This is a genomic window from Limnohabitans sp. (assembly GCF_044361645.1).
Lineage (GTDB): Bacteria > Pseudomonadota > Gammaproteobacteria > Burkholderiales > Burkholderiaceae_C > Limnohabitans_A.
The window spans coordinates 20056-29593 of record NZ_JBIKIL010000039.1 but is presented as its reverse complement, the minus strand read 5'-3'; the positions used below and the strand labels follow the sequence as shown (position 1 = coordinate 29593).

The window sequence follows — 9538 nt, the reverse complement described above, 5'->3', positions numbered from 1 at the left end:
AACGAGGCCGCCGCTGCCATGGGGGGCATTGACATTGTGGTGGCCAACGTCAGCGCGCTGGCGCTGCCCAACGAAGAAGTCAACTGGCAGCGCAGCTTTGACGTGGACATGATGGGCACCGTGCGCTTGGTGAACGCGGCCATGCCGCACCTGGAAAAAAGCGGCAAGGCCGCCATCGTCACCATCTCCAGCGTGTCAGGCCGCGAAATCGACTTTGCCGCAGGCTCTTACGGCGCTTTCAAGGCGGCCATCGTGCACTACACCCAAGGCCTGGCCTATCACTTGGCGGGCAAACACATTCGGGCCAACACGGTCTCGCCCGGCAACACTTACTTTCCTGGCGGCGTGTGGAACCAAATTGAGCACGGCAACCCCGAGCTTTACAACATGGCCCTGGGCATGAACCCCACAGGCCGCATGGGCACGCCGCAAGAAATGGCCAATGCAGCGGTCTTTTTGGCCAGCCCAGCGGCCAGCTTCATCACGGGCACCAACTTGGTGGTCGATGGCGCGCTCACCAAGGGCGTGCAGCTCTGAAGATGGACAAACGGCCAGATCTGCTGGCCGTTTGTTGGTCTTTGCTCAGCGAATGCTGTGAGGTCATTGTTGTGAATGCTCAAAACGAAATCAGTGGGCGATTGACCATCAGCCAAAGCAGCATCAGTATGGCCAAAAAGGCGGGTACGCCGCAGACCAACCAAAGTCTGTAAAGGCGCTTGTAGCGCGCGCTCAAGGGCATTTTTGTGCGCACTGAGTTTTGCGCTTCGTTGCGCATCTGGGTTTGAATGAAGATCACCGGCAACCAAAAAAATCCAATGAAAACATAAAGGCCAAAAGACAATATCAGCCAAGTTTCTTCATAGTGCCAGCCGATGGCTTGCATCAACAGCCACCCAGTGATGGGCTGCGCAATGGCGGCTGTCGCCGTGAACGCCATGTCGGCAAAGACCACGACCGATGCGGTGTGCGCCACCACCTCGGGCTTACCGGATCGGTGGGCCATGGACATGAAAAATGCGATGCCAAACCCTGTTCCGATAAGAACACAAGCACCCAGTACATGCAGCGCACGAAGCAGATCGGTCCAGTCCATCATCGCGTGTCCAATGCGGCGCTTGTCACCAACGACAAGACGATGACCGGAACCACTTTGACCAAGGGACCCAGTGGGTCCATCCACAGGGATGGAATGGTCATGGTCGATGCCAACAAATAGAACACACTGACCCCGGCCGATGCCCAGCATGCGGCTTGGCTGTACTGCCGTATAGCAAACGCAGTACCGATGGCCATGTCAACCATGGCCCAAAAAACAACCCCAGCAATGGCCAGATCATTGGACCATCCCACTTTTTCCAAAACAAGCGCTGCTTGTTTGACCTGGACCAAGCCAATGACACCAGAGGCCCACCAAAACAAGCCAAGGCTCAAAACCATGAAGGGTGCCAGCAAGCTCATGCGCGCGTGAAGGCGGTCTTGCGCACCAACTGACATTTGAGACAGCGTTTGGTCAAGAGAAGATGGCGCAGGCAAGCCCGCAAAGCTCAAGTCTGCGGGCTTGCCACGTACGCCTTGCGCCAAGACACTGATCGCTGTCGAGCGCAAGGGAGACCGCCAGCCGAGTTGCGACAAGGCATCGGCGCCTTTGGCAATCGCTGTTGTCAGGGCATGTGGCATGGACAGTTCGAAGCGCGCTGGCGCAAAGCCCAGCCAATGCCTGATCGCGGCGAGCACATCACGCAAGGAATGCACTTCACTTTCGACCAAATCTGTTTCGAAACCGTGGGCTAAGCGCCCGTCAACGGCAGCAGCCACTGCGCCCGCGACATCGTCCAGCCACACCGTTTGGATGGCCGCATGGGGCATTGCAATCGGCTGTATCCATGGAAAAGCGGCCAACATGCGCAACATGCTGGTTCCGCCATAGGCATGGTTTGCAAGAACCAGTCCTGGTCGGAAAATGTAAAACTTGACACCAGACAATCGAATTGCGTTGTCACCACGCCCTTTGGACGATAAAAATGACGACCTTGCATCCAGCGAAGCACCGACTGAGGAGATCTGAACCAATGCAATTTGTTCAGAGGCGCATGCCAAAGCCAGGGCCGCAACTGACCGGTGTTGAAGCTTTTCCAGATGGTCCTCGGGACCGTCTTGCAAAGCACCAGAACAATTCACAACGCTTGTAAACCCTCCCAAAATTTGTCGCCAGGCCTGCGCATCTAAGAGTGTTGCCAGGTCCCGTATAACCCAAGGAATATCGGGAACTACCCGCAGGGCGGTTTGCAGGTTTCTGCCAAGGCCGGTGATTTGATGGCCTTGTTTTGAAAGTCGTTTGGTGATGCCGTAACCAATGAGTCCATAGGCACCAATGATGAGCACTTTTTGGGGAGTGGTGGCAGTTGATGATGAAGGCATTGGCATTTTTTGACTTTAATGGTTCATTTAAAAATACCAAAATATTCATATCGAATTAATTATGTCACGGGTCATTGGCTTGGCAAGGCCATCTAAGCCGTCAGGTTGTGGCCTGCCGAGGTTCTCGAGAAGGCGCACTTGCCGCCAGTTTTGACCGACACCGGCCGTTTCCGAGCGCGCGACTGGGTCAAGTTGTCGTGGGCACTTGGCCGCATCCGCTTCAGAGCGGATTCATTGGGCGTTGCGACAGCAGCAGCGCTTTGATCTCGGCCAGTTCTGTGCGCAGCGTTTTGACTTCGGCATGCAGTTCTTCTTCCAAGGTTTGGCCTGCTTTTGCTTCTGACTTGAGGGCGATTTGGTTTTCGCTTTCTTGGAAGGTTTGCATGGCGTTGACGATGATCGCGATGAACAGGTTGAGCATCGTGAAGGTGGCAAACAAAATGAAGACAACGAAGAAGGCCCAAGCCCAAGGGGCTTTTTCCATGACAGGGCGCGCAATGCCCATGGACCAGCTCTCCAGTGTCATGACTTGAAACAAGGTGTAAAGCGAGCGGCCCATGTGCCCAAACCAATCAGGAAACAGCGCGCCAAACAGGTGCGTGGCGATCACGGCAAACACGTAAAACACCAGCAGCAGCACCAAGGCGATCGATGACAGCCCCGGGATGGCCGAAAGCAAAGCACCGACCACCCGGCGCATAGAGGGCACGATCGTCAGCATGCGCAGCACACGCAACACGCGCAATGCCCGCAGCACGGCAAAAGGGCCGCTGGCGGGCACCAGTGCAATCGCGACCACGGCAAAATCAAACAAGCTCCAGGGGTCGCGCCAAAACGCCAAGCGATGCACGTACATGCGCAGCGCCAGCTCCACCACAAAGACCGCCAAAATGCCTTTGTCCAGCAGCAAAATCCACGGCCCTGCGGCTTGCATGACCGAAGGCGAGGTTTCCAAGCCCAAAATCACGGCGTTGATGACAATCAGGGTCAAAATGCTGCGCTGAAAAAGCGAGGTGGTCAGCCAAGCATTGGCTTGGTGGCGCAAGGGGCTCGAAGGCAGCAGCGGGGTAGAAGCGGTCATGAGGAGGCAAAACGGTGTTTGAAAAAAACGGGTATTTGAAAAATAGCATTCTCGGGCAATTCGCGCACCTTGTGAGCCAAACCCATGGCGGCTCGGGTTAAAGTGACGGACATGCGCAAAGTTCCCTTCCATGTGTTGCCCGTTTTGGTGCTCGCCCAGTTGGCGGGCACTTCGCTTTGGTTTGCAGTCAATGCCGTCATGCCCGATTTGCAGCGCGAATTTGGCTGGCCAGCCACGGCCGTGGGCAGCCTCACCTCGGCTTTGCAATTGGGTTTCATCGCGGGCACTTTGGTGTTTGCGCTGTTGGCTTTGGCCGACCGGTTCCGTGCCACGCGCGTGTTTTTGTTCTGCGCCTTGGCCGGAGCCGCTTGCACCGTGGGGGCTTGGGCTATGGTCGCGGACTTCACGGCCTTGCTGGCCTGGCGCTTTGCGACGGGGTTTTTCCTGGCCGGCATTTACCCCGTGGGCATGAAGATCGCCTCGCAGTGGTACCGCCAAGGCTTGGGATCGGCCTTGGGCTATTTGGTGGGTGCCTTGGTGCTGGGTTCGGCCAGTGCGCACGGCCTGCGCGCCTTGGCCGATGCGCTGCCTTGGCCCAGCATCATGCTGGGGGTGGCGGCCTTGGCCACGCTGGGCGGCTTGCTCATCTTGGGCTTGGGTGAGCCACCGCAGGCACCTGTGCGGGTCAGCAGCTTGCAGTGGCCGGCCTTGGCCACACTGTGGACCGATGCGCGGGTGCGCAGTTCGGTTTTGGGCTATTTCGGTCACATGTGGGAGCTGTACACCCTGTGGGTTTTGGTGCCCGTGATCTTGGCCACCCGCCTGTCCGGGGTGGCCTTGTCTTGGATGGCGTTCGGAGTTTTGGGCAGCGGTGCCGTGGGCTGCGTGCTGGGCGGGTATGCGGCGCGGCGCTGGGGCAGTGCGCGGGTGGCAGCGGCGTTTTTGGCGGTGAGTGGCCTGTGTTGTCTGGCCGCACCGCTGCTCATGGGGGCACCCGACGCGGTGTTTTACGTTTGGTTGGTGGTCTGGGGCATCAGCGTGGCGGGCGACTCACCGCAATTTTCCACGCTGACCGCCCGCAACGCACCGCCGCAAGCGGTGGGCAGCGTGCTGACGCTGACCAACAGCATCGGTTTTGCCATCAGCACCCTGAGCATTTTGTTGTTTGTGGCGCTGACCAATTGGTTGCCTCTGGGCTGGCTGCTCACCGGGCTGGCCTTAGGGCCCGCGCTGGGTTTGTGGGCCTTGCGCCTTTTGGTGCGGGAGCGGGCCTGAGTGCCAAGGACTGCTTGAACTGCCACCTCGAACTGAAGTTCAGACCTGTCCGAAACTGGGCGTCGCGAGCGCCAGTGCGCACAACTCAAGCGAATTCATCGCTGCACAGCGCCGCCATGACCGCTGCGTCGGGCACTTGACCGGGCAAGAGCAGCTCTTCGTGGGGCCAGCGCTTGACCAAGTGCCCATTGGCCACGCCGCCCGTGTGCTCGTTTTGGTAAGCACGGCGGTGCTGCATGGTCACGCCCGGGTTGGCGTTGGCAATCAGGCGGCTCTCACCCAAGGCCCAAGGCTCAAAGTAGGCATTGGCCGCCAGGTCCACTTGACGAAAGTAGGCGCGCGCGCCTTCGGCGCTCAGCTTTTTGCGCACCACGCGCGTGATCAGACCTTGCAGCTTGTCGAGCGCCGCAGCGTCCATGCGCTGCAGTGCTTCGTGGCTCAGGTCTTGCTCGGCCAAGGCTGGGTTGGCGGCCAAGGCAACAGGCAGGGCGCGCACCATGGCCGCCACCACGTCGCGGTGCGGTGCTACAGCGGTGGCCACAGCACGGGTTTGCGGCTGAATGGGACAGCGGATTTCAACCAAGCGGGGTTTGACAGGGCCGGTGCAGCCGTCGTGGTGGTAGTACTCGCCTTGGCTCAGACGCCCCTTGCTGGAGCGCCCGCGCACATCGCGGTAGCTGGGGTGTTGGGTGTGCAGGTTCAGGCACACCACCAAGCCTGTGGCATCGACCAACTGGTAGAAGGCTTCGCGGCAGTCTGGTGAAAGCAGCGTGTCGTGCAGGTAATCGCTGGGTCGGGCTTGCGTTTCGCCTTCAAGGGCCTCGCCTTCAATCACCAAAACAAAGGGCTTGGGGCGACGCACACGCCAAGAGCGTTGGGCCATTTGCAAAATCGATCTGGTGGCGTCAAAGGGTCTGCAGTCGGTGGGGCCCGTCAATGGGGACATGGTGAAGCTCGGCTCCAAGGGGTTGAAAAAAGCGTGACACAGGCCTGAAAAAGCCAGAAAGAGGAGGGCAAGAAGGCCCAGTCTGTGCGCGGCATTTTAGGGCTCTGGGCTGACCGCGACAGTGCGCACAAAACAGCACCCATAAAAAAGCTTGCTGACCTAGACCGCAGCCACAGCCTGCAGAGCCGACCCGCAAACAGTGCCTGCATGTCCAGTCAGCGGCTGCATTTTAGAGACGGCCCTGTGAAGTTTGAAATGGATGCGCACAAGTTGCTTTTTTTGCACACCGTCCTTGATCTTTGCCATCCTGGCCCTGAGCCGGGACCCAGACGGCCCAAGAGGTGTTCGCAAAGCTCAGCCGTGTTCACGGCATCCCGGCTCGACACCCGGGATGCGTGCGCTCGGGATGACAAGAAGACGGCCGGCATGACAAAAAATGGGGATGCCAGCGATGCAGCCACGCCATCGGGCCGAATCCATAGCGGGGTGCAACTGCGCCCATTCAGCGCGCGACCCAGTTCAGCGGCCCAGTTTCAAAGCATTTTTCATTTGAGCTGAAGCACCCAGCGCGCCAGCGTCAAGGCTTCCTCTTCAGTCACTTGGTTTTGAGCGGGCATGGGCACCTGGCCCCAAACACCCACACCTCCGAGGCGAATGGTCTGGGCCAACTTGAGATCGGCACCGTTTTCACCGGCGTACTTGGCCGCCACGCTTTTGAAGGACGGCCCCAGCGTGTTGCGGTCCACTCGGTGGCAGGCGAAACAATTTTTGGTTTTGTACAGATCGTCATCGGCCAATGCAATACCGCCTGACGCCAAAAGACCCAAGGCCAACACGATAGAAACAGATTTCATTTTGGACCCACTTGAAACAGGGCGGGGGCCCTCAGGCCCCCGCTGATGGTGATGAAAAAAGGCCAAGTGGCTGTGGCCATCAGTTGGGGGTCAGGCGCGAAATCGTGCCTTCGTCCACGGCCACATACAGGTTGCCATCAGGCCCCTGTACCACCGAACGAAAGCGTGCGGCAGGCATCGGCAGGTTGACCGTGGTGCGGGTGGCCGATGTGCCATGGGCTGCAATGTTGAGCAAGTCCAAGCGGTTGCCCACGGGCGTGCCGTGGATGCCGATGCCCGTCAAACCCACAATCATCTGGCCGTCCCAGCCCTTCCATTGCGGGCCACTTAAAAACGTGGCGCCAAACATGCCTTGCGACAGACCGTCGTTGTTCCAGGCCGGCTTCATGGCGTTGGGGTAGGTCGTGGTGTCTGTCATGGGCATGAAGGCTGCGCGCTGTTTGGGGTCCATGGCACCCATTTGGTTGGGGCTGTAGCCGCAGTAGTTGTCGGGGCACGCACCGCGTCCGGCCATGTTCGGGCGAGGGTCCCAACCGGCATTGCCACCGGGCACCAAGGCCGTGACTTCGTCAGAGTGCCAAGGGCCGTTTTCGGCAGTGAAAGCTTGGTTGGTGCCGGGCCGGAAGCTCAGGCCCTGGGGGTTGCGGTGGCCGTAGGTGTAGATCCGTGGGTCAAAGCCCGCAGGTGCGCCATTGGCTGGAGCGGCTTTGCCATCGCGGTCGATGCGCAAGACTTTACCCGCCAACAGGGTGGGGCTGATGGGCCCTGCGCCGTTGTGCGTGTCACCTGTGGTCACATACAAAAAGCCATCACCTGGGCTAAAGCGCAAGCGACCACCGTTGTGTGCACCTGGGCCGCCAAAAGGGTGGTCGCTGGCGCGGGGTTTGTAGGGGATGTCTGTGACGATGTCGGTGCGGTCAGTCACCGCAGTGACCGCATCGTTGACTTTCATGCGCATGACGCGGTTGCTGCCAGGCGCGGTCAAGCTCGAGCTGGAGTACACGTAAATGAAGCGGTTGCTGGCAAAGTTGGGGTCCACGGCCACGCCTGCCATGCCGGCTTGGCCTTCACAAAACAAATCGCTGGCGCTGGCAGCGTAGCCTTGGGCGTCTTTCATGCCCAGCAGCTTGACCACCGCACCATCGGGTTTGCGCACCGACAGGCCCAGGCATTTTTCGGTGAAAAACATGGTGCCGTTGGGCAAAAACGCCATGTCCCACGGGCTGTCTAATTTGGTCAAAACCACCGAATGGGTCAGATTGGGTGCAGCGCCCGAGGCGGCTGAGGGTGAATAAGCGGGTCCTGTGGCACATGCTGCCAAAGCCAGGGGAAGGGCGGCGATCAGTAACTTGTTCATGCGGGGTCTCTTTTGTTTCATTAATGGCTCAATTCAATAAAAAATCAAGCCATTTGTTTTTAAGTAAGACATTTGAATTTTGTCAATCACCCACAAGAGCGCGAATGCTGCGGACTGTTTGGGCGGGCGGCCCATCACCACGCACCCTGTCGCGCCTGGCGTGCTCTTGGCCGCATGGGCGCCAGCATCGGTGTGTCAACGCACCGAGCTCAGCAGCGCAAGCTGCGAGGATGGCTGGAGCGGGTAAGCAAAACCACGGGGGTCGAGACATCCGGTCAACTTTTGGAGACGATGCGCATGCACACATTGAGTCACGATGCCCTGAAAGAACTGAGTGCGTTGGCCCGCCCACCTTGCCTGTCGCTGTTTCAGCCGACGCACCGAAGCCACCCTGACAATCGCCAAGACTTGGGCCAATTCAAACAGGGATTCAAGCCTTGGAGGCTTCTTTGAGCCCCAGCTATCCACCCGCCAAGGTGCAAGACTTGCTGGCCCCTTTTCATGCGTTGACCAAGTCACACCAGGTGGCTTGCGACAGTTTGCAAGACGCCGCACAAGCAGCCGCTTTGGGCCGCGTGGCCAGCTTGCTGATCGAGTCTGAGCGCTTGCTGCCGGGGCTTTTGTACGGTGCGACAGGGCAGGTGAGCGGCGCTGACGTGAGCGGCTCACAGGCCAATGACATGCTCGGCCAACTGGCCGAATTGGTGCAAAGCAAAGGCGGCGCTGTTGGGGTGCTGGCCGCCTCCAGCATGCCGACCCAAACCGGGCTGGCAGCTGTGCTGCGACACTGAGCCCTCTTGCACGACACCACCCCATTCGCGCTTTTTATTCATCTTTCAAAGGCTGGCCCATGCAGATTCAAATCAACACCGACCACAGCACCCCAGGCGATGCGCGCATGGCCGAACAAGTGCGTGCCTCGGTCGAACACGCTTTGCGTTATTTCAAACACAAAATCACACGGGTCGAGGTGCATTTGGCCGATGAAAACGGTGCCAAAACTGGTGTACGCGACCAACGCTGCATGCTTGAAGCCCGCTTGCAGGGTCGGCAACCTGTGGCCAGCACAGCGCATGCAGCCACTTTGACTCAGGCGGTACAAGCAGCATCTGACAAGCTGGTCAGTTTGCTCGAAACCGAGCTGGGCCGACAAAGCAGTGATTTGCACCAAACTGGGCCCGCCCCTGATTGATGGGGTGCCCTTGCTCGTTCAGCAGCACCAAGGTCCAGCGTGGCCGCCGCCATCGCTTGCTGAGTTCGTAAAGCCAAGCCAAATTATGCAAACACCTGCCGCTCCAGCGTTCATTGAGCGTCACCTGGCCTGGGCGTGTGGGCAGACTGAAAGTGTCGTTTTGTCTCCACCAAGACCAGGCCAGCGCCCAAAAGCCAAAGCGCAGCACATTGCCAGCGCCCGCAACAGGCACAACGCACAGCACTGCCAACAGCATCAAAAGCACGGCAGCCGAGGCGTCACCGCGCAAGCGCAGCAAATCTTGCAAGCTCAGTCGCAGATCGGTGGTGTTGGCACCGGTGTGTTGATGTGTGGCCGCTTCGCGCAGACGCCGTGCAAGTTGGGTTTTCATCCGGGTTTTCATCCGGGTTTTTAT

The 9538-nt window shown here is 59.0% G+C and carries 11 protein-coding genes and 1 pseudogene; 4 read left to right on the top strand and 8 right to left on the bottom strand.

Features of this window, described 5'->3' with window-relative positions; genetic code table 11:
* Nucleotides 1-537 (top strand): SDR family NAD(P)-dependent oxidoreductase (locus ACIQ39_RS08125; protein ID WP_396434108.1); only part of this gene is annotated, 537 nt, incomplete at its 5' end.
* Between the two features lie 79 nt (nucleotides 538-616).
* Here ACIQ39_RS08125 and ACIQ39_RS08120 read toward each other — a convergent pair.
* The 4 genes and pseudogenes from ACIQ39_RS08120 to ACIQ39_RS08105 all read right to left on the bottom strand — a co-directional run bounded on the left by ACIQ39_RS08120 (nucleotide 617) and on the right by ACIQ39_RS08105 (nucleotide 3499).
* The gene (locus tag ACIQ39_RS08120; protein WP_396434111.1) at nucleotides 617-1093 is read right to left on the bottom strand and encodes a DUF2269 family protein; all 477 of its coding nucleotides are present in this window, start codon (nucleotides 1091-1093) and stop codon (nucleotides 617-619) included.
* Nucleotides 1093-1911 (bottom strand): DoxX-like family protein, encoded by an 819-nt coding sequence (locus ACIQ39_RS08115; protein ID WP_396434110.1) that lies wholly within the window; start codon nucleotides 1909-1911, stop codon nucleotides 1093-1095. Before ACIQ39_RS08115 ends, ACIQ39_RS08120 begins: the two co-directional genes overlap by 1 nt.
* Nucleotides 1912-2061: 150 nt before the next feature.
* Nucleotides 2062-2418 (bottom strand): annotated as a pseudogene (locus tag ACIQ39_RS08110) (NAD-dependent epimerase/dehydratase family protein); the annotation flags it as partial.
* A gap of 220 nt (nucleotides 2419-2638) precedes the next feature.
* Nucleotides 2639-3499 (bottom strand): ion transporter, encoded by an 861-nt coding sequence (locus tag ACIQ39_RS08105; protein ID WP_396434107.1) that lies wholly within the window; start codon nucleotides 3497-3499, stop codon nucleotides 2639-2641.
* Between the two features lie 111 nt (nucleotides 3500-3610).
* Between ACIQ39_RS08105 and ACIQ39_RS08100 the strand changes: the two genes are divergently transcribed.
* Nucleotides 3611-4774, top strand: a complete 1164-nt coding sequence (locus ACIQ39_RS08100; protein WP_396434106.1) for an MFS transporter — start codon at nucleotides 3611-3613, stop codon at nucleotides 4772-4774.
* An 85-nt stretch (nucleotides 4775-4859) separates the two neighbouring features.
* Here ACIQ39_RS08100 and ACIQ39_RS08095 read toward each other — a convergent pair whose 3' ends face one another.
* The 3 genes from ACIQ39_RS08095 to ACIQ39_RS08085 form a co-directional block, all read right to left on the bottom strand.
* Nucleotides 4860-5720: a hypothetical protein gene (locus ACIQ39_RS08095; protein ID WP_396434105.1), complete on the bottom strand. Its 861-nt coding sequence runs from the start codon at nucleotides 5718-5720 to the stop codon at nucleotides 4860-4862.
* 545 nt (nucleotides 5721-6265) lie between these two features.
* Entirely contained in the window at nucleotides 6266-6574 is a 309-nt protein-coding gene (locus tag ACIQ39_RS08090) for a c-type cytochrome (RefSeq protein WP_396434104.1), read from the bottom strand.
* A 79-nt stretch (nucleotides 6575-6653) separates the two neighbouring features.
* Nucleotides 6654-7931, bottom strand: coding sequence for a PQQ-dependent sugar dehydrogenase (locus ACIQ39_RS08085; protein ID WP_396434103.1), 1278 nt, complete (start codon nucleotides 7929-7931; stop codon nucleotides 6654-6656).
* Nucleotides 7932-8368: 437 nt separating this feature from the next.
* Here ACIQ39_RS08085 and ACIQ39_RS08080 point away from each other — a divergent pair, with 437 nt between their 5' ends.
* The gene (locus ACIQ39_RS08080; RefSeq protein ID WP_396434102.1) at nucleotides 8369-8722 is read left to right on the top strand and encodes a hypothetical protein; all 354 of its coding nucleotides are present in this window, start codon (nucleotides 8369-8371) and stop codon (nucleotides 8720-8722) included.
* Nucleotides 8723-8781: 59 nt separating this feature from the next.
* Nucleotides 8782-9123, top strand: coding sequence for an HPF/RaiA family ribosome-associated protein (locus ACIQ39_RS08075; protein ID WP_396434101.1), 342 nt, complete (start codon nucleotides 8782-8784; stop codon nucleotides 9121-9123).
* Here the strand turns inward: ACIQ39_RS08075 and ACIQ39_RS08070 are convergent.
* The gene (locus ACIQ39_RS08070) at nucleotides 9053-9514 is read right to left on the bottom strand and encodes an exopolysaccharide biosynthesis protein (RefSeq protein ID WP_396434100.1); all 462 of its coding nucleotides are present in this window, start codon (nucleotides 9512-9514) and stop codon (nucleotides 9053-9055) included. The genes ACIQ39_RS08075 and ACIQ39_RS08070 overlap by 71 nt on opposite strands.
* Nucleotides 9515-9538: the final 24 nt, after the last annotated feature.

Excerpts from the sequence above, each read along its gene's own strand:
- ACIQ39_RS08115 (WP_396434110.1), bottom strand. The coding sequence starts at position 1,911 with ATGTTGCGCATGTTGGCCGCTTTTCCATGGATACAGCCGATTGCAATG.
- ACIQ39_RS08085 (WP_396434103.1), bottom strand. The coding sequence starts at position 7,931 with ATGAACAAGTTACTGATCGCCGCCCTTCCCCTGGCTTTGGCAGCATGT.
- ACIQ39_RS08120 (WP_396434111.1), bottom strand. The coding sequence starts at position 1,093 with ATGGACTGGACCGATCTGCTTCGTGCGCTGCATGTACTGGGTGCTTGT.
- ACIQ39_RS08105 (WP_396434107.1), bottom strand. The coding sequence starts at position 3,499 with ATGACCGCTTCTACCCCGCTGCTGCCTTCGAGCCCCTTGCGCCACCAA.
- ACIQ39_RS08075 (WP_396434101.1), top strand. The coding sequence starts at position 8,782 with ATGCAGATTCAAATCAACACCGACCACAGCACCCCAGGCGATGCGCGC.
- ACIQ39_RS08100 (WP_396434106.1), top strand. The coding sequence starts at position 3,611 with ATGCGCAAAGTTCCCTTCCATGTGTTGCCCGTTTTGGTGCTCGCCCAG.
- ACIQ39_RS08095 (WP_396434105.1), bottom strand. The coding sequence starts at position 5,720 with ATGTCCCCATTGACGGGCCCCACCGACTGCAGACCCTTTGACGCCACC.
- ACIQ39_RS08090 (WP_396434104.1), bottom strand. The coding sequence starts at position 6,574 with ATGAAATCTGTTTCTATCGTGTTGGCCTTGGGTCTTTTGGCGTCAGGC.
- ACIQ39_RS08070 (WP_396434100.1), bottom strand. The coding sequence starts at position 9,514 with ATGAAAACCCAACTTGCACGGCGTCTGCGCGAAGCGGCCACACATCAA.